Genomic DNA, 18,630 nt, shown 5'->3' with positions numbered 1-18,630 from the left:
AGAGCCCGGCTCAAGCCACGCTGGCGGAAAACCCATCCGCTGCGCCACGCAACACATTCAACTGATCGTCGACATCGCCGAACGCGTGGCCCAATTGGTCGATCTCCACCGCTACGGCGTCGGTATCCGCGCGGATCGTCGCGATCGTCGTGGACATCGAGTCCGCCGCCAATGCCGTCTCGTCGACCGCTGCGGTGATCGCGGTCACCGTGTGCGCCTGCGCCTCCATCGCGTGCCGGATCCGCTCGGCGCTATGCCGCACCTCGGTCACGGTGGACTTGATCCCGGCGTTGGTCGCGACCGTTGCCGCCGTCGCCGATTGGATCGCGGCGATCTTCGCGGCGATATCGTCGGTCGCCCGCGCGGTCTGGCTCGCGAGTGATTTCACCTCCTGTGCCACCACCGCAAATCCGCGCCCGGCATCGCCCGCCCGCGCCGCTTCGATCGTCGCGTTCAGCGCCAACAGGTTGGTCTGCCCGGCAATGCTGCGGATCAACCCCAGGATGGATTCGATTGACTGGGCATGCTCGCTCAGCGCTTCGGATACGCCGACCGCCTCGCCGGTCTGCGCACAGGCACGGTCGGCGATTTCGGTCGCTGCCTCCACCTCGGTCCGGGCATCCTCGATGGCGCGGATCAGTCCGGCGGTGGTCCGCGCCGCCTCACGCATCGCCACGGCGGATTGCTCGGCCGCCGCCGCCACTTCGCTTGCCTTGCCCAGCATCCCGCGAGCCGAGGCCGATGCGCCCGCCGCTTGCACCCGGATCCGTGCGCCCAGCGCGGCGGTATGCTCGATCGACGCCGCGATGCTGCCGCGAAATTCGGTTGCGCGCGTTTGTCGTTCGACCCGTGACGCCTCCGCATCGCTCGCGCCGAGATGCGACGCCATGATGTCCGCTTCGAGCAGCGCCAGCCGCTGCACGACATCGCTCAGCGTTCGCATCGCCGACATGTCCGCACCCAGCCGGTCGGCGACCAGGTTCAGCGTCACACTGTGCGAAAACGCCAGCGATGAGAGCAGCGCGGGCAGGGGGATGCCTGAGCGATGCGAATCCTCGGCATGGCTGATCGCCATCGCCTTCCAGGCATCGTCGGTAGGGCTGCCGTATTTCAGCCGGACATAGTCGGCGCTCAACGTGATACGCTGTTCGAGCAGGGCGGGCGTGAAATGTCGCTGGATATGCTGTGCCGACTCCCGCGAGAGATAGTGTCGCCAGAAGGTCTCGGCGATCTGTCGGCGGTCATCGGGTTCGAGTAGCGCATTGAGTGTGGCACAGGACGGTTCGATCAAACCGTCCCAGTCGTAGTCGTGGATGCGTTGACGCAGCGACCGTTGGTCTCCGCCCCAGTTGCGGGGGGCGCTACGCGTGCCACGAGCGCCGTCGGAGTCGGTCTGTCGACCGTCCTCTCGGACGGGGCGGCGGAAAACTTCATCCTTATGCTCGATCATCGCCCCCTCCTGAATGGTGGTTATGCCGCGACCCTGGCAACGAAATCGCCTGCGCTGCTCTTGAGGTTGCCAAGGCGCGTATCGAGCACGTCGAAGCCTCGACCGACACCATCGATCTCGGTGGCGACCGTTTCGGTATCCTCGCGGATTGCGGCGATCGTGGTGGACATCGAATCGGCGGCCAGCGCGGTCTCGTCGACCGCCGCGGTGATCGCGGTCACCGTCTGCGCCTGTGCCTCCATCGCATAGCGGATCCGGTCGGCGCTCTCCTGCACCTCGGCCACCGTCGACTTGATCGAGGCATTGGTATCGACCGTGGACCGCGTCGCCGACTGGATCGCGGCGATCTTCGCGGCGATGTCGTCGGTCGCGCGCGCGGTCTGATTGGCGAGGCTCTTCACCTCCTGCGCGACCACCGCGAAACCACGGCCTGCATCCCCGGCCCGCGCCGCCTCGATCGTCGCGTTCAGCGCGAGCAGGTTGGTCTGGCCGGCAATGTCGCGGATCAGGCCGAGGATCGATTCGATCGACTTGGCATGATCGCTGAGCGTCTCGGACATGCCGACCGCCTGGCCCGCCTGCACCGAAGCCCGGTTGGCGATCTCGGCCGCAGCCTCCACTTCGGTCCGCGCATCCTCGATGGCGCGGATCAACCCGGCGGCGGTCTGTGCGGCCTCGCGCATCGCCACCGCGGATTGCTCGGCGGCGGCGGCGACTTCGCTCGCCTTGCCCAGCACCGCGCGGGTGGATGCCGAACTGCGCATCGCCTGTTCGCGCAGCATGTGTCCTTCGTCGGTCGCCGTCTCGACCATCGCCGCGATGCCGTCGCGGAACTCCGCCGCCAGCGTATCGCGCGCGACCCGCGCCGAGTGCGTCCGGTAGGCATTGTAGATCGCGACCGTGATCTCGCCCTCCAGCGCGGACAGACGCATCAGCGTATCGATGTAGACCGGCAGCTTGGGATCAGACCGGTCGACGCGCCGCATCAGCACTTCGAGCGCGGCACGATCGCTTGCGCTGATCATCGACAGCAGCGCCATCGGCGAGACGTCCGCGACATAGGCGGCGGCAACGGATCGCTCGACCGACTCGATCCAGGCGCGGCCGCTCGTGTCGAGGAACCGGTTGCGCAGGAAGGTGCAGCCGACCTCGATCATCTGCTCGGTCTCGTGCGGCGCCCAGATCCGTTCATCGGAGAAGCACCGCAGCCACTGTTCCCAATACGCCTTGGACACATGCGTGATCTCGGGGGCGAGCGCCGCCCAGACTTCGCGGCTCGCGCCGTTCAGTGATCCGTCGAAATCGAACACCCGCAACCGGGCCATCAGGTCGATGGAAGCCGCGATCGCGCCAGGGGCCGGCAGGTCGGTGGTGGTCAAGACGGTGGACTCCGGATCGATTGTGGGGGCCACCGCTACACCGCATGTCTTAAGGCCGGGTTAGGGATCGGCGATCCGTCATCGTCACCCTGCAATCATTTCAGTCGGCCCGACCAGCGGTGTCATGGGTTATCGGACCGCCCCCAATGGGTTGCATCGCAGCACGCGGTGGCTAATAGGTCGCCCGATCTCTATATTCTGGACCAAGCTGTTCTTGGTTCGTCATCTTCTGGTTCGAGGACTCCGCCCTTGGCATCGCGCAACCCGGCACGCCCGCTATCTCCCCATCTGCAGGTCTATAAATGGGGCCCGCACATGCTGGTCTCGATCCTGCACCGCGTGACCGGCAGCGGGATGGCGACCGTCGGCAGCATCCTGCTCGTCTGGTGGCTCGCCGCGATCGCCGCAGGCGATCAGGCCTATGCGACCTTCGTCGACGTGTTCACCACCGACACCGGCCGGCTCAACATCCTCGGCTATATCATCGCGGTCGGGCTGACGCTGTCGCTGTTCCAGCACATGATGACCGGTATTCGCCACATGGTGCTCGATATCGGCGCCGGCTACGAACTGAAGCGGAACAAGATGGGCGCGATCGCGACGATGGTTGCTTCGGTCGCGCTGACGGTCGTGTTCTGGCTCTACATGGGGATCAAGTAATGGGTTCGGGTACGGCAATCGGTCGCGTCCGCGGCCTGGGCAGCGCCAAGCACGGCGCGCATCACTGGTGGCAGCAGCGTCTGACGGCGGGCTCGAACCTGTTCCTCATGCTCTGGCTGATGATCTCGGTCGCGCGGATGCCCGGCTATGATTACGCCGCGGTCCATCTGTGGCTGCAATCGGCCTGGGTCGCGGTGCCGATGGCGCTGCTGATCCTGTCGGTGTTCTATCACTTCCGTCTCGGTCTTCAGGTCGTGATCGAGGATTACCAGCATGGCGAGAGCCGTGTCGTGACGATGATCCTCCTCAACCTGTTCACCTTCACGCTGGGCGGCATCGCCCTGTTCGCGATCCTGAAGGTCGCCTTCTCCGGAGCTCCCGCGTAATGTCTGCAGCCTACAAGATCATCGATCATACCTATGATGCGGTCGTCGTCGGTGCCGGCGGGTCCGGCCTGCGTGCGACGATGGGCATCGCCGAGAGCGGCCTGAAGACCGCGTGCATCACCAAGGTCTTCCCGACCCGCAGCCACACCGTTGCCGCGCAGGGCGGCATCGCCGCGTCGCTTGGCAACAACTCGCCGGATCACTGGACCTGGCACATGTTCGACACCGTCAAGGGTTCCGACTGGCTAGGCGACCAGGACGCGATCGAGTATCTCTGCCGCGAGGCCCCGCAGGCGGTGTACGAGCTGGAACATGCCGGCATGCCGTTCAGCCGTAACGAGAACGGCACGATCTATCAGCGTCCGTTCGGCGGCCACATGCAGAACATGGGCGAGGGGCCTCCGGTCCAGCGCACCGCCGCCGCCGCCGATCGCACCGGCCACGCCATGCTCCACGCGCTGTACCAGCAGAGCCTGAAGTACAACACGGACTTCTTCGTCGAGTATTTCGCGCTCGACCTGATCATGGAAAACGGCGTCTGCCGCGGCGTCATCGCGCTGTGCATGGAAGACGGCTCGATCCACCGCTTCCGCAGCCACCAGACCGTGCTCGCCACCGGCGGCTACGGCCGCGTCTATTTCTCGGCGACCTCGGCGCACACCTGCACCGGCGACGGCAATGCGATGGTGCTCCGCGCCGGCCTGCCGCTGCAGGACATGGAGTTCGTCCAGTTCCACCCGACCGGCATCTACGGTGCGGGCGTTCTCATCACCGAGGGCGCACGCGGTGAGGGCGGGTATCTGACCAACTCCGAGGGCGAGCGCTTCATGGAGCGCTATGCCCCGTCGGCGAAGGACCTCGCCTCGCGCGACGTCGTCAGCCGCTCGATGGCGCTCGAAATGCGCGAAGGCCGCGGCGTCGGCAAGAACGGCGACCACATCTTCCTGCATCTCGATCACATCGATCCCAAGGTGCTGGCCGAGCGCCTGCCGGGCATCACCGAGACTGGGAAAGTCTTCGCCGGCGTCGATCTCACGCGCCAGCCGCTGCCGGTCACGCCGACCGTGCACTACAACATGGGCGGCATCCCGACCAACTTCCACGGCGAGGTCGTCAACCTCGTCGACGGCAACCCCGACGCGGTCGTCCCCGGCCTGTTCGCGGTCGGCGAGGCAGCGTGCGTCTCGGTCCACGGCGCCAACCGCCTCGGCTCGAACAGCCTGATCGATCTCGTGGTGTTCGGCCGCGCGACCGGCCTGCGGATCAAGGACACGCTGAAGCCCGGTACGGCGCACGCGCCGCTTCCCAAGGGTTCCGAGGATCTCGCGCTGACGCGTCTCGACCATTTCCGCAACGCAAGCGGCGGCTCGCCGACCGCGCAGATCCGTCTCGACATGCAGCAGACCATGCAGAAGCATTGCGCGGTGTTCCGCGACACCGAACTGCTGAACCAGGGCGTCGAGAAGATGGCCGGGATCTACAGCCGGATGACCGACGTCGCGGTGAAGGATCGCAGCATGATCTGGAACACCGATCTGGTCGAGACGATGGAGCTCGACAATCTGATCGGTCAGGCGGTCGTGACGATGAACTCGGCAGCTAACCGCACCGAGTCGCGCGGCGCGCACATGCACGAGGATTTCCCCGAGCGCGACGACGCGAACTGGATGAAGCACACCATCACCACCTTCAACGGCTGGGGTGGCAAGGGCGGCGAGACCAAGATCGATTTCCGCCCAGTCCACGACTACACGCTCACCGACGACATCGACTACATCAAGCCCAAGAAGCGGGTATACTGATGAAGCGGATATTTCGATGACCTGGGCCATCATCGCGATCGGGTTCCTGGTGCCCGTCGCGGTGGGGCTCCTGACGCGCTTCCAACCGATGATTGCCGGCTTCCTCTGGCCGGTGGTCGTCGCGATCCTGACCGCGATCTATGTGTTCGGCATCGAACCCCGCGGTGTCGGCGAAGAACCCCAGAAGATAGCGATCACCTTCTACGCGCTCTTCTCGCTCGTCGGCGGGGTGCCAGGCGGCTTGGTAGGCTGGATCCTCCAGTACAAGCGCCTGACGCGAGACGCGTAACACCGTCTGCCCCTCCCTGTTCTCCCACGAAGGCGGGAGCCCAGTCTGGATCCCGCCTTCGCGGGGAAACAAGCTTCAGGCGCAACGCCGACGACTAATCGATCCGCCCTGCCGCGATCTTGTAAACCAGGTTACGATCCCGCCGCTTGACCGCCACGACGATCACCGTCACCAGCCCATCATCGAATCGGTACACCAGCCGGTACCCCGCGGCCCGCAGCTTGATCTTGTAGCACCCGGTCATCCCGCTCAGCCGCGCACTCGCGATATGCGGCGCGCCCAACCGCTCGGTCAGCTTCGCCTTGAACTGCTCGCGAACATTGGCACCAAGCTTCTCCCATTCCCGCAATGCGCTCGGCAGGAATGCGAGGCTATAGGTCGCCAAGCGACACCACGACCGGCACCTCGTCGGCGCGCGCGCGCACCAGTTCGGCCAGTTCGACATCCTCGAGCCGGTCCATCAACTCTTCCCATGCCGCCGCCGGCACCAGATACGCGGCCGGCGTATTGCGATTGAGCACCGCCACGGGAAATCCCCCCGCCGCCTCGATCACGCCGGACGGGTTCTTCTTCAGGTCGCTGATGCTCACCGTCGCGCCGGCATGGATGGTTTCGATCATGACCATTTCATAGCACGCCGAACAGGTCACGCCAAACTGCCAAGGCGCATATTCCGGGCCTCTCGGAACCCACCGCGTCCGCAAAAGTTTGCCGCGCATGACCGACACATCCCCCGCCTCGAACGCCCGCAACTACCCGTTGCTGGCCATTCCCCATATCCAGCTCCACGGCCCGGTCGACGGCGACATGTACGCCAGCTTCAAGTCGCAACTCGTCGCCGCGCCGACCGAAGGCCCGCTGGTCGTCTCGATCACCACGCTGGGCGGCGACCCCGAAATGGCGCGTGCGATGGGCGACACCATCCGCCTGCTTCGCGAATATACCGGCCGCGAGACGCTGTTCCTCGGCAAAGTCGCGGTCTACTCCGCGGGTGCGACGTTCATGTCCGCCTTTCCCGCCGACAGCCGGTTCTTCACCCGCCACACCCGCCTGATGATCCACGAGCGCCAGATGCAGAGCACGATCGAGCTCAACGGCCCGCTCAACACGCTCCGCTACGCGCTCGAAGCCAAGCTCCACGAGATTGAGGATTCGATTCACATCCAGGAAGAAGGTTTCCGGGATCTGGTCAGGGGCTCGAAGGTCGACATCGAGGACCTGAAGGCGAAAGCCCCGTCCAACTGGTACATCGAAGCCGAAGAGGCCCGCGACCTCGGCCTGATCCTCGACATCATCTGAGGTCTCGCGTCATCCCGGACCCGTTCCGGCATCCATCGAACAGGTCGGCAATCATACCGCCAGACATCTACCCGTCATTCCCGCGCAGGCGGGAACCCATACTGGCAAACGTCGCGATTCGATCGCGACCATTGGAGCATCTTGCCCCCCGCCTCCGCGGCAATGACGAAGCGTTACAGGTCGGAACGGGATAATCGCCGAACAGGTCCGGGATGACGCAACAGGATGGCTTAGATCGAAAACCCGCCATCGATATCGATCGTCGCGCCGGTGATGAAGCTCGCCTCGTCGCCCGCCAGGAACGCGGTCAGCGCGGCGACTTCCTCGACCCGCCCGTAGCGCCCGAGCGCGATCAACGGCACGAGCATTTTCGCGAAGTCGCCATCCGCCGGGTTCAGGTCGGTATCGACCGGCCCGGGCTGCACCACGTTCACCAGGATGCCGCGCGACCCCAGATCGCGTGCCCAACCGCGCGCGAGGCCCGCGACCGCAGCCTTGGTCGCGCCGTACACCGCACCGCCTGCGGTCGGCATCGAATGCGCGTTGACGCTGCCGATGATGATGATCCGCCCGCCGTCGGACAGCAACGGAACGGCCGCGAGCGTTCCCGCGAACACGCCGTCGACGTTCAGCCCGAACTGCCGCTGATACTGCGCGATGCTGTCGTCTGCGATCGGTGCGAAGTTCGCGACACCGGCATTGTGGACCAGGATGTCGAGCCCGCCGAGCGCCGCCGCGGCACGCTGGACGACGGCTGCCTGCGCGTCGGTATCGGAGCCGTCCGCCTGGAACGCATGCGCCTTGCGACCATCCGCCTCGATCGCCGCAACGACCGCCTCTGCGGCCGTCACGTTCCCCGCATAGGTGATCGCGACGTCCGCGCCATCCGCCGCCAATCGCTTTGCGATCGCTGCGCCGATGCCACGCGATCCGCCCGTGACGAGGGCCTTCTTGCCTGTGAGATTGCTCATGGTCGAGGTTCCGGGCGCCGGCGAAGCACGAAGGCCATCGTCTTGAGCGCTGATCTCGAAGTGGGCGCGCGCGGCGACGGATCAATCATCGGAATAGGGCATGACCCAGCCGGCGAGTTCGATCGCGTAATCGGATCAAGGACTTGGCGCCGCCAAGAACATTGTCTTTAGGGCAGACAATCTGCCGATATCCCATGTTGCACCCGCGAAGCTAAGGATTTGCGGGGAGGGCCCCTGTCATGTATCGGCTCTGACAACCTATAATCACACCACGGACGGACCGCTCGCAATGGCCGAATTCTCGCTCCCGAAAAACAGCGTCGTCAAGAAGGGCGTCAAGCACGCCCACATCAATCGGGGGACCAGCCAGGGTTCGGGGGACAGCAAGCGTCTGAAATCGTTCAAGGTGTATCGCTACGATCCGGACTCGGGCGAGAACCCGCGCTACGACACGTTCGCGCTCGACCTCGACGACACCGGCCCGATGGTGCTCGACGCGCTGATCAAGATGAAGAGCGAGCAGGACTCTTCGCTCACCTTCCGCCGGTCTTGCCGCGAGGGCATTTGCGGCTCGTGCTCGATGAACATCAACGGCAAGAACGGCCTGGCCTGCACCACCGCGATCGAGGATTGCAAGGGAGAGGTCCAGATCACGCCGCTGCCGCACATGGACGTGATCAAGGACCTGGTCCCCGACTTCACGCATTTCTACGCGCAATATTCGTCGATCAAGCCGTGGCTGCAGACCGTCACCCCGCCGCCCTCGGGCAAGGAGCGCCTCCAGTCGCCGGAAGACCGCTCGAAGCTCGACGGCCTGTACGAGTGCATCCTGTGCGCCTGCTGCTCGACCTCGTGCCCGAGCTACTGGTGGAACGCCGACAAGTTCTTGGGGCCGGCGATCCTGTTGCAGGCCTATCGCTGGCTCGCCGACAGCCGCGACGAAATGACCGGCGAGCGTCTCGACGAACTCGAGGATCCGTTCCGCCTGTATCGCTGCCACACCATCATGAACTGCGCGAACGCCTGCCCCAAGGGGCTGAACCCCGCCAAGGCGATCGCCGAGATCAAGAAGATGGAAGCCGAGCGGATCGTCTGATCCCTTCGATTGGCGAGGGGGAGGTACTGCGCCGTCGCCGTGCCTTCTCCCGTTCGTGCTGAGCGAAGTCGAAGCACTGGCCCGGGGCGGGTGATGACGCTTCCCAAGATCCTTCGACTTCGCTCAGGACGAACGGGGAGGGGGTGGCGCTCTCCAAACCTCCGAAGGACAGGCTGTTGACCACCCCCCATTTCGTAGAAGCCGAAGACCCAGCCAACCCAGGCTGGCGCAGTTGGTCGCTCTCCGACCCCACCCGCTTCAACACGCTGCTCGGCCCGATGCTCTACCGCGTCGACGGCCACACCGTCCGCGTCCGCATAACCCCCGAGCACCGCCATTCGAACCTCCAGAACAACGTCCACGGCGGCGCGCTGCTCGCGTTCATCGACGTCGCGCTGTTCGCAGCCGCGCGAGGCTTCGGCCTGATCACCGCCGGCACCGCGGTGACGCTCGATCTCAACACGCAATTCATCGGCGGCGGCCGCATCGGCGAGCCGATCGAGGCGCAGGTCGAGGTGCTCAAGGAAACCGGCCGCCTCTTGTTCCTGCGGGGTCTCGTGGTGCAAGGGGACGACGAAACGAAGATCGCCGCCTTCTCGGCCACGATCCGCAAGCCGACTGCCAGATAGCACCGGCACTCACTGTTCTCCCGCGCACGCGGGAGTCCAGGAGTCAGAAACACAACGCCTGGGGGCCTGGGCCCCCGCCTGCGCGGGGGAACGGAAATGACTGTACTCAAGGCCTATGAGGCGCTCGTAGCCTCGGGCGAACTCCGCCCCGACCCGGAACAAGCCGCCGCCGCCGCGCGCCTCAACACCCTGGCCACCGAACTCGCCGCCCCCAAATCCACCGGCTTCTTCGCCCGCTTCTCCAAGAAACCAGACCCCCGCGGCGTCTACCTGTGGGGCGGAGTCGGCCGCGGCAAGTCCATGCTGATGGACCTGTTCTTCGCCAACGCGCCCGTCGAGAAGAAACGCCGCGTGCATTTCGGCGAGTTCATGCTCGAGGTCCACGCGCGCATCGCCGCCGAGCGCCGCAAGGAAGTCGGCGACCCGATCGTCCCCGTCGCCACCGCGATCGCCGACGAGACGAGGCTGCTCGCGTTCGACGAGATGATGGTCACCAACAGCCCCGACGCGATGATCCTGTCGCGGCTGGTGACCTCGCTGCTCGATTCCGGCGTGACGATCGTCACTACGTCCAACCGCCCGCCCGCCGATCTCTACAAGAACGGCCTCAACCGCGAGCATTTCCTGCCCTTCATCGCGACCATCGAGCAGCGCCTCGACGTGCTCCCGCTCAACGGCCCGGTCGACTATCGCCGCGACCGTCTCGGCAGCCAGGACACCTGGCTCGTTCCCAACGGCCCCGAGGCGACCGCGCAGCTCTCCGCCGCATTCTTCCGCCTCACCGACTTCTCGACCGACGATAGCGAGCACGTCCCCGCCGAGGACCTCATCGTACAGGGTCGAACCCTGCGTGTGCCGAAATCCCTCAAGGGCGTCGCGGTGTTCAGCTTCAAGAAGCTGTGCGGAGAGGCACGCGGCGTGGCCGACTATCTCGCCATCGCGCGGAAGTTCCACACCGTCATCCTGGTCGGCATCCCCAAGCTCGGCCCCGAGAACCGCAACGAGGCGGCGCGGTTCGTCGCGTTGATCGACGCGCTGTACGAGCACAAGGTGAAGCTCCTCGCCGCCGCCGATGCGCAACCCGGCGACCTCTACGAAAGCGGCGATGGCAGGTTCGAGTTCGACCGTACGATCAGCCGCCTCGAAGAGATGCGGTCCGAGGAATACTTGGCTGAAGGGCACCTCTGACACACCCACTCCGTCATCCTGACGAAAGTCAGGACCCAGGATACCGACCGCGCCATTCGCGGCTCTGGGTCCTGACTTTCGTCAGGATGACGGCAGAGGTAAGCTTAATGCACATGCGAACCACTTGCAATAACAACCCGCTTTTGTCCTTTTAGCGGTTGCCGTAGCGGGATAATGCGCGTAACCGGCGTCACCAATCACCCCGCACATCAGACGGAGACGGATTGGAATGGCTCGCAAGAAGATCGCGCTGATCGGCGCCGGTAACATCGGCGGTACGCTCGCGCACCTCGCAGCACTCAAGGGCCTTGGCGATATCGTCCTGTTCGACGTCGCCGAGGGCATCCCCCAGGGCAAGGCGCTCGACCTGTCGCAGTGCGGCCCGGTCGAAGGCTTCGACTCGCAGATCACCGGCTCGAACGACTACGCCGACATCGCCGGCGCGGACGTCATCATCGTCACCGCCGGTGTAGCCCGCAAACCCGGCATGAGCCGCGACGACCTGCTCGGCATCAACCTCAAGGTCATGAAGGCGGTCGGCGAGGGCATTAAGGCCAACGCCCCCGACGCGTTCGTGATCTGCATCACCAACCCGCTCGACGCGATGGTGTGGGCACTCCGCGAATTCTCGGGCCTCCCGCACCACATGGTCGTCGGCATGGCCGGCGTGCTCGACTCGGCACGCTTCAGCCACTTCCTCGCCGACGAGTTCAAGGTCTCGGTCAAGGACGTCACCAGCTTCGTGCTCGGCGGCCACGGCGACACGATGGTCCCGGTCATCAGCTACTCGACCGTGTCGGGTATCCCGGTTCCCGATCTCATCGCGATGGGCATGTCGAGCCAGGAAAAGATCGACGCGATCGTCAAGCGCACGCGCGGCGGCGGCGGCGAGATCGTCGCGCTGCTGAAGACCGGCTCGGCCTATTACGCGCCGGCGACCAGCGGCATCGCGATGGCCGAGGCGTATCTGTACGACCAGAAGCGCGTGCTTCCGGCCGCGGCGTATGTGTCGGGCGAGTACGGCCTTACCGATCTGTACGTCGGCGTGCCGGTGGTGATCGGGGCTGGCGGCGTCGAGAAGATCGTCGAGATCAAGCTGGACGACGAAGCCAAGCAGAACCTCACGGTGTCGGTCGATGCGGTGAAGGAGCTGATCGTGGCGTGCAAAGGTATCGATGGTTCGCTGAACTAAGGTGACCTCCCGCCCTGCTTCCTTGTTCACCCGCGAAGGCGGGTGCCCAGACTGGGTCCCCGCCTTCGCGGGGAAACAAGGAAGCGGACGGTGAACATAGCCGGCTACGTCTACATGATGGCGAGCCGGCGCAACGGAACGATTTATCTCGGTGTCACCAGCGACCTCGCCGCACGATCCTACCAGCATCGTAACGGCCTGATCATCGGTTTCACGAAAAAGCACCACTGCAAACTTCTAGTTTGGTATGAAGTGCATGACGATCTGGACAACGCGCGCCTGCGCGAACTTCAGATGAAGAAGTGGAACCGGCAGTGGAAACTGTCCGAGATCGAACGAATGAACCCCGACTGGAACGACCTGTTCGAGTCACTGTTTTAATCCTGTTCCCCAACGGGGACACAAGGAGCACTAGATGAGCATCCTCGTCGACAAGAACACCAAGGTCATCACCCAGGGCATGACCGGCGAAACCGGCAGCTTCCACACCAAGATGGCGCTGGAATACGGCACGCAGATGGTCGGCGGCGTCACGCCTGGCAAGGGCGGCACCACGCACCTCGACCTCCCCGTTTACAACACCGTCGCCGAGGCCAAGGCGATGACCGGTGCGACCGCGTCGGTTATCTACGTGCCGCCCCCCTTCGCCGCCGATTCGATCCTCGAGGCGATCGATGCCGAGATCGAGCTGATCGTCGCGATCACCGAGGGCATTCCTGTGCTCGACATGGTCAAGGTCAAGCGCGCGCTGTCGGGCTCCAAGTCGCGGCTCATCGGTCCGAACTGCCCCGGCGTGCTGACCCCCGGCGAGTGCAAGATCGGCATCATGCCCGGCTCGATCTTCAAGAAGGGTTCGGTCGGCGTTGTCAGCCGTTCAGGCACGCTCACCTATGAGGCGGTGTTCCAGACGTCGAACGCAGGCCTTGGTCAGACGACCGCGGTCGGCATCGGTGGCGATCCGGTCAACGGCACGAACTTCATCGACGTGCTCGAGCTGTTCCTCGCCGACGACGAGACCCAGTCGATCATCATGATCGGCGAAATCGGCGGCGACGCAGAAGAGCAGGCGGCACAGTTCCTCCGCGACGAAGCCAAGCGCGGTCGGTCGAAGCCGATGGCAGGCTTCATCGCCGGTCGTACGGCGCCTCCGGGCCGTCGCATGGGCCATGCCGGCGCGATCGTGTCGGGCGGCAAGGGCGACGCGGAGAGCAAGATCGCGGCGATGGAAGCTGCCGGGATCAAGGTCTCGGAAAGCCCCAGCCTGCTCGGCGAGACGCTGCTGAGCGTGTTGAAGGGCTGAACATGTCGTCATCCCGGGCTTGACCCGGGATCCAGGGTTGCCAGCGCGCCGCCCGTAACTCTGGGTCCCGGGTCGAGCCCGGGATGACGAAATTCATAGCGGCTAGGACGAGAACGATGGGCTACGAAGGCCAGGATTTCAGCGATATCGCAGCCGGCGTCAGCCCGGCGTTCGTGGAGACGCTCTACGCCAAGTTCAACGCGGACCCGGCCTCGGTCGAATCCGGTTGGCGCGCGTTCTTCGAGGGTCTCGAAGGTTCCGCGCAGGGCCCGAGCTGGGAGAGCGCCCGCTGGCCGCTCACCACCACGGATGACCTGACCGCAGCGCTCGATCCGACCCAGATGGAGCCCGCGCCCAAGCCCGCAAAGGGTGGCAAGCCCGCTCCCGCAGCAGCGGCACCCGCCCCCGTCTCGAAGGAAGAGATCGCCAAGGCCGCCGCCGACGCGATCCGCGCGCAGCTGCTCGTCCGCACCTACCGCGTCCGTGGTCACCTCGCCGCGAACCTCGATCCGCTCGGCCTCTCGAAGCGCGAGATGCCCGAGGACCTGAAGACCGAATATCACGGCTTCTCCGACGCCGACATCGATCGGAAGGTCTATCTCGGCGGCACGATGGGCTATGAATGGGCCACGATCCGCGAGCTCGTCGACACGTTGCGCAAGAACTACTGCGGCAATGTCGGCCTCGAATACATGCACATCTCCGACGTCGAGGAGCGCCGCTTCCTCCAGGAGCGCATGGAGGGCCAGGACAAGGCGATCGAATTCTCCACCGACGGCAAGAAGGCGATCCTCAACAAGGTGATCCAGGCCGAGCAGTGGGAGAAGTTCCTCGGCAAGAAATATGTCGGCACGAAGCGCTTCGGGCTCGACGGCGGTGAATCGATGATCCCCGCGCTTGAGTCCGTCATCAAGTACGGCGGCCAGATGGGCGTGCGCGAGCTCGTCATCGGCATGGCGCATCGCGGTCGCCTCAACGTGCTGGCCAACGTGATGGCCAAGCCGTTGCGCGTGATCTTCCACGAATTCGCCGGCGGTTCGGCCAATCCCGACGACATCGGCGGTTCGGGCGACGTGAAGTATCACCTCGGCACCAGCACCGATCGCGAGTTCGACGGCCACAAGGTTCATATGAGCCTGGTCGCCAACCCGTCGCATCTCGAGGCCGCCGACCCGGTCGTGCTCGGCAAGACGCGCGCGATCCAGACGCTCAACAACGATCTCAAGGATCACGTGGCGAGCCTGCCCGTGCTGATCCACGGCGACGCGGCGTTCGCGGGGCAGGGGATCGTCTGGGAGTGCCTCGGCTTCTCGGGCATCCGCGGCTACAACACCGGCGGCTGCGTCCACTTCATCATCAACAACCAGGTCGGCTTCACGACCTCGCCGCAGTTCGCGCGCTCGTCGCCTTACCCGTCGGACGTCGCCAAGGGCGTCCAGGCGCCCGTCTTCCACGTCAATGGCGACGATCCCGAGGCGGTCACCTTCGCGACCAAGATGGCGATGGAATTCCGCCAGAAGTTCCACCGCGACATCGTCATCGACATGTGGTGCTATCGTCGCTTCGGCCACAACGAGGGCGACGAGCCGTCCTTCACGCAGCCGCTGATGTACGACATCATCCGCAAGCACCCCGGCGTCAGCTCGGTCTACGGCGATCGCCTGATCAAGGAAGGCGTGATCGACCAGCCCTGGATCGACGAGAACGTGAAGCAGTTCACGCTCCGTCTCGAGGGTGAGTTCGAAGCCGGGTCCTCGTACAAGCCGAACAAGGCCGACTGGTTCGGCGGTCGCTGGACCGGCCTCAGCGCGCCCACGGACGGAGGCTCTGCCCGTCGCAACGTCGAGACCGGCCTCAGCACGAAGCTGTTCGACTCGCTCGGCCGCACGCTGACGACGATCCCCGACAGCGTGAAGATCCACAAGACGCTCAACCGCGTGATCGATGCCAAGCGCGAGATGTTCAAGTCGGGCAAGGGCTTCGACTGGGCGACCGGCGAGGCGCTCGCATTCGGCGGCCTGCTGTCGGAAGGCTACGGCGTCCGTCTGTCCGGCCAGGATTCGGGCCGCGGCACCTTCTCGCAGCGCCATGCGGTCTGGGTCGACCAGACCGACGAGCACAAATACGTGCCGTTGCAGGAGATCGAGCACGGCCGCTTCGAAGTGCTCGACAGCCCGCTCAGCGAATACGGCGTGCTCGGGTTCGAGTATGGCTATGCGCTCGCCGACCCGAAGACGCTCGTCCTCTGGGAGGCGCAGTTCGGCGATTTCGTCAACGGCGCGCAGATCATGATCGATCAGTTCATCACGTCCGGCGAGTCGAAGTGGCTTCGCGCCAACGGTCTCGTGATGCTGCTCCCGCACGGCTATGAAGGGCAGGGGCCTGAGCACAGCTCGGCACGTCCCGAGCGCTTCCTGCAATCGTGCGCCGACGACAACATCCAGGTCGCGAACTGCACCAGCCCGGCGAACTATTTCCACCTGCTTCGCCGCCAGATGCACCGCAACTTCCGCAAGCCGTTGATCGTGATGACGCCCAAGTCGTTGCTGCGGCACAAGCTGGCGGTGTCGAACGCGGAGGATTTCCAGGGCGACAGCCACTTCCGCCGCCTGTTGTCGGATACCAATCCGGCCGCCGACGTCGACACGAAGCGTTTGGTCCTGTGCACCGGCAAGGTCGCGTACGACCTGATCGAGGCACGCGACGCGGCGGGCGACACGGACACGCAGATCGTCCGCGTCGAACAGCTCTATCCCTTCCCCGGCAACCCTATCGCCGAGCGCGTCGCCCGGATGCCGAACCTGGAAGAGATCGTCTGGGCGCAGGAAGAGCCGAAGAACAACGGCTATTGGTTCTTCGTCGAGCCGCTGATCGAGGAGGCGCTGGCAACGGTCGACTCCCGCGTGAAGCGCGCGCGCTACGCCGGGCGCAACGCCTCGGCATCGCCCGCGACCGGCTTGATGAAGCGTCACCAGGCCGAACAGGGCGCGCTCGTCGCCGACGCGCTCGGCCACTCCGTCCGCGACGAAATCCGCCGCACCCGCGCATCGTAATCAACTCTGTTCCCCCGCGAAGGCGGGGGCCCAGTCTGGGTCCCCGCCTTCGCGGGGACACAAGGAAGTAGGCAGACACCATGGCAACCGAAGTCACCGTCCCCGTCCTGGGTGAATCGATCACCGAAGCCACCCTCGGCGAGTGGCTGAAGCAGCCCGGCGACCCCGTCGCGGTCGACGAGCCGATCGCCAGCCTCGAGACCGACAAGGTCTCGGTCGAGGTCCCGTCGCCGGTCGCCGGCGTCATGGGCCAGCACGCGGTCGCCGTCGGCGACACCGTGCAGGTCGGCGCGATGCTCGCCACGATCGATTCCGGTGACGGCGCCGCCGCGTCGGCTCCTGCGCCCGCACCCGCCGCGACGGCAACGCCCTCGACACCCGCCAAGGACGAGTCCGGCGCGGGTTACGGCGACCAGCCCGGCGCCGGCACCAGCGACTCCCCCGCAGCACTCTCCCCGTCGGTCCGCCGCGCGGTGCTCGAGCACGGCGTCGACCCCGGCACCGTCAAGGGCACCGGCCGCGATGGTCGCATCACCAAGGAAGACGTGACCGCCGCCGCGTCGAGCAAGCCCGCACCGGCGCCCGCCGCAGCGCCCGCTCCGGCCGCAGCCCCCGCCGCCGCATCGGGTCGCGGCGAGGAGCGCGTGCGCATGACGCGCCTCCGCCAGACGATCGCCAAGCGCCTCAAGGAAGCGCAGAACACGGCGGCCATGCTGACGACGTTCAACGACGTCGACATGACCGCGGTGATCGAGGCGCGCGCCAAGTACAAGGACCTGTTCGAGAAGAAGCACGGTGTCCGCCTCGGCTTCATGGGCTTCTTCGTGAAGGCCGCGACGATGGCGCTGCGCGACATTCCGTCGGTCAACGCGTCGATCGACGGCGATGACATCGTCTATCACGATTACGCCGACATCTCGGTCGCGGTCTCTTCGCCGGGCGGCCTCGTCGTCCCCGTGATCCGCGATGCCGACCAGATGTCGGTCGCGACGATCGAAAAGACGATCGGCGACTTCGGCAAGCGCGCCAAGGAAGGCGCGCTCAAGATGGACGAGATGAAGGGCGGCACCTTCACGATCTCGAACGGCGGCGTGTTCGGCTCGCTGATGTCGACCCCGATCATCAACCCGCCACAGTCCGCCGTGCTCGGCCTTCACCGCATCGAGGAACGCCCGGTCGTCGTCAACGGCCAGATCGTCATCCGCCCGATGATGTACCTCGCGCTCAGCTACGACCACCGCCTGATCGACGGCCGCGAAGCCGTGACGTTCCTGGTCGCGCTGAAAAATGCTATCGAGGATCCGACCCGTATCCTGATCGACCTGTGAGGTAGCGATGAACTGGCGCGATCATATCCATTCGGACCCGGAGATCCTGGGCGGCAAGCCCGTGGTCAAGGGAACGCGGATATCGGTCGAGCTGATCCTCGAATATTTCGAAGACGGTGCGAGCATCACCGATGTTCTCGCCGCCTTCGATCATATCACCGAGGAAGACGTCCGTGCAGCAATCGCGTTCGCGCGAGACCTGCTGGTCGACTCGACGGTCGCGGCGCAGCGCAAAGCGGCCTGACGGGTGCATCTGCTCGCCGACGAAAACCAGCATCCGGTTGTCGTCGCGCGATTGCGCAGTGCGGGTCACGCCGTCGAATGGATCCGGGAAACATCGCGCGGCGCCAAGGATCCGGAGATACTGGCGCGCGACGACATCGCGACGCTGATCCTGGTCACGGACGACCGCGACTTCGGCGACCTGATCTTCAACCGTGGTTACCCTGCGCCCCGCGCGATACTATATAATCGACTGAACCGCGTGCATCCGGATGCCATCGCCGACCGCCTGATCGCAGTGTTGGCCGGTGGTGGCTTCGAAGGCCACATCACAACGATAACCAAGGACGGCGAACGCAGTAAGCCGTTCCCCGCTGGAGCATAAC

The 18,630-nt window shown here is 65.2% G+C and carries 20 protein-coding genes; 15 read left to right on the top strand and 5 right to left on the bottom strand.

What is annotated here, in order from left to right:
• Nucleotides 1-10: 10 nt before the first annotated feature.
• Nucleotides 11-1,450, bottom strand: coding sequence for a methyl-accepting chemotaxis protein (locus O6W96_RS06870; protein WP_353468858.1), 1,440 nt, complete (start codon nt 1,448-1,450; stop codon nt 11-13).
• Nucleotides 1,451-1,470: 20 nt separating this feature from the next.
• Nucleotides 1,471-2,814 (bottom strand): methyl-accepting chemotaxis protein, encoded by a 1,344-nt coding sequence (locus O6W96_RS06865; RefSeq protein WP_353469375.1) that lies wholly within the window; start codon nt 2,812-2,814, stop codon nt 1,471-1,473.
• A 264-nt stretch (nt 2,815-3,078) separates the two neighbouring features.
• Between O6W96_RS06865 and sdhC the strand changes: the two genes are divergently transcribed.
• From sdhC to O6W96_RS06845, 4 genes are read left to right on the top strand one after another with little or no spacing between them, the layout of a single operon-like run.
• The gene (gene sdhC, locus O6W96_RS06860) at nt 3,079-3,489 is read left to right on the top strand and encodes a succinate dehydrogenase, cytochrome b556 subunit (protein ID WP_353468857.1); all 411 of its coding nucleotides are present in this window, start codon (nt 3,079-3,081) and stop codon (nt 3,487-3,489) included.
• Nucleotides 3,489-3,875 (top strand): succinate dehydrogenase, hydrophobic membrane anchor protein, encoded by a 387-nt coding sequence (gene sdhD / locus O6W96_RS06855; RefSeq protein ID WP_120299369.1) that lies wholly within the window; start codon nt 3,489-3,491, stop codon nt 3,873-3,875. The genes sdhC and sdhD overlap by 1 nt, the downstream gene beginning before the upstream one ends.
• A complete protein-coding gene (sdhA, locus tag O6W96_RS06850) occupies nt 3,875-5,677 on the top strand; it encodes a succinate dehydrogenase flavoprotein subunit (RefSeq protein ID WP_056047438.1) in 1,803 nt (600 codons plus the stop codon). The genes sdhD and sdhA overlap by 1 nt, the downstream gene beginning before the upstream one ends.
• A 16-nt stretch (nt 5,678-5,693) precedes the next feature.
• Nucleotides 5,694-5,966 (top strand): hypothetical protein, encoded by a 273-nt coding sequence (locus O6W96_RS06845; RefSeq protein WP_353468856.1) that lies wholly within the window; start codon nt 5,694-5,696, stop codon nt 5,964-5,966.
• A gap of 94 nt (nt 5,967-6,060) precedes the next feature.
• Here the strand turns inward: O6W96_RS06845 and O6W96_RS06840 are convergent, their stop codons facing one another.
• Together O6W96_RS06840 and O6W96_RS06835 are read right to left on the bottom strand one after the other, a co-directional pair.
• Entirely contained in the window at nt 6,061-6,351 is a 291-nt protein-coding gene (locus O6W96_RS06840; RefSeq protein ID WP_353468855.1) for a type II toxin-antitoxin system RelE family toxin, read from the bottom strand.
• Nucleotides 6,338-6,586, bottom strand: a complete 249-nt coding sequence (locus tag O6W96_RS06835; protein ID WP_353468854.1) for a type II toxin-antitoxin system Phd/YefM family antitoxin — start codon at nt 6,584-6,586, stop codon at nt 6,338-6,340. The genes O6W96_RS06840 and O6W96_RS06835 overlap by 14 nt, the downstream gene beginning before the upstream one ends.
• Nucleotides 6,587-6,683: 97 nt before the next feature.
• On the opposite strand from O6W96_RS06835, the gene O6W96_RS06830 reads away from it, so the two are divergent.
• Entirely contained in the window at nt 6,684-7,265 is a 582-nt protein-coding gene (locus O6W96_RS06830) for a ClpP family protease (RefSeq protein ID WP_353468853.1), read from the top strand.
• A 230-nt stretch (nt 7,266-7,495) separates the two neighbouring features.
• On the opposite strand, the gene O6W96_RS06825 is transcribed toward O6W96_RS06830, so the two are convergent.
• On the bottom strand, nt 7,496-8,236 hold the full coding sequence (locus tag O6W96_RS06825) for an SDR family NAD(P)-dependent oxidoreductase (protein ID WP_353468852.1): 741 nt from the start codon (nt 8,234-8,236) through the stop codon (nt 7,496-7,498).
• A gap of 289 nt (nt 8,237-8,525) precedes the next feature.
• Here O6W96_RS06825 and O6W96_RS06820 point away from each other — a divergent pair, with 289 nt between their 5' ends.
• The 10 genes from O6W96_RS06820 to O6W96_RS06775 all read left to right on the top strand — a co-directional run bounded on the left by O6W96_RS06820 (nt 8,526) and on the right by O6W96_RS06775 (nt 18,629).
• Complete coding sequence (locus O6W96_RS06820) at nt 8,526-9,332, top strand: succinate dehydrogenase iron-sulfur subunit (RefSeq protein ID WP_353468851.1); 807 nt, start codon at nt 8,526-8,528, stop codon at nt 9,330-9,332.
• Between the two features lie 176 nt (nt 9,333-9,508).
• Nucleotides 9,509-9,961: a PaaI family thioesterase gene (locus O6W96_RS06815; RefSeq protein WP_353468850.1), complete on the top strand. Its 453-nt coding sequence runs from the start codon at nt 9,509-9,511 to the stop codon at nt 9,959-9,961.
• Between the two features lie 96 nt (nt 9,962-10,057).
• Complete coding sequence (zapE, locus tag O6W96_RS06810; RefSeq protein ID WP_353468849.1) at nt 10,058-11,149, top strand: cell division protein ZapE; 1,092 nt, start codon at nt 10,058-10,060, stop codon at nt 11,147-11,149.
• A gap of 229 nt (nt 11,150-11,378) precedes the next feature.
• Nucleotides 11,379-12,341, top strand: a complete 963-nt coding sequence (gene mdh, locus O6W96_RS06805) for a malate dehydrogenase (RefSeq protein WP_056060667.1) — start codon at nt 11,379-11,381, stop codon at nt 12,339-12,341.
• Between the two features lie 90 nt (nt 12,342-12,431).
• Entirely contained in the window at nt 12,432-12,722 is a 291-nt protein-coding gene (locus tag O6W96_RS06800; RefSeq protein WP_353468848.1) for a GIY-YIG nuclease family protein, read from the top strand.
• Nucleotides 12,723-12,756: 34 nt separating this feature from the next.
• A complete protein-coding gene (gene sucD, locus O6W96_RS06795) occupies nt 12,757-13,641 on the top strand; it encodes a succinate--CoA ligase subunit alpha (RefSeq protein ID WP_056047458.1) in 885 nt (294 codons plus the stop codon).
• A 116-nt stretch (nt 13,642-13,757) separates the two neighbouring features.
• Nucleotides 13,758-16,694: a 2-oxoglutarate dehydrogenase E1 component gene (locus tag O6W96_RS06790; RefSeq protein WP_353468847.1), complete on the top strand. Its 2,937-nt coding sequence runs from the start codon at nt 13,758-13,760 to the stop codon at nt 16,692-16,694.
• 80 nt (nt 16,695-16,774) lie between these two features.
• Complete coding sequence (odhB, locus tag O6W96_RS06785) at nt 16,775-18,022, top strand: 2-oxoglutarate dehydrogenase complex dihydrolipoyllysine-residue succinyltransferase (RefSeq protein ID WP_353468846.1); 1,248 nt, start codon at nt 16,775-16,777, stop codon at nt 18,020-18,022.
• A gap of 7 nt (nt 18,023-18,029) precedes the next feature.
• The gene (locus O6W96_RS06780) at nt 18,030-18,266 is read left to right on the top strand and encodes a DUF433 domain-containing protein (protein ID WP_056060652.1); all 237 of its coding nucleotides are present in this window, start codon (nt 18,030-18,032) and stop codon (nt 18,264-18,266) included.
• Nucleotides 18,267-18,269: 3 nt separating this feature from the next.
• Nucleotides 18,270-18,629 carry a DUF5615 family PIN-like protein gene (locus O6W96_RS06775; RefSeq protein WP_353468845.1) on the top strand — a complete coding sequence of 120 codons (360 nt, stop codon included), beginning with the start codon at nt 18,270-18,272 and terminating at the stop codon, nt 18,627-18,629.
• Nucleotide 18,630 lies beyond the last annotated feature (1 nt).

The sequence above is a fragment of the Sphingomonas faeni genome (assembly GCF_040407495.1).
GTDB lineage: Bacteria > Pseudomonadota > Alphaproteobacteria > Sphingomonadales > Sphingomonadaceae > Sphingomonas > Sphingomonas faeni_D.
The sequence above is the reverse complement of the archived record's forward strand: the minus strand, read 5'-3'. Positions and strand labels throughout refer to the sequence as shown.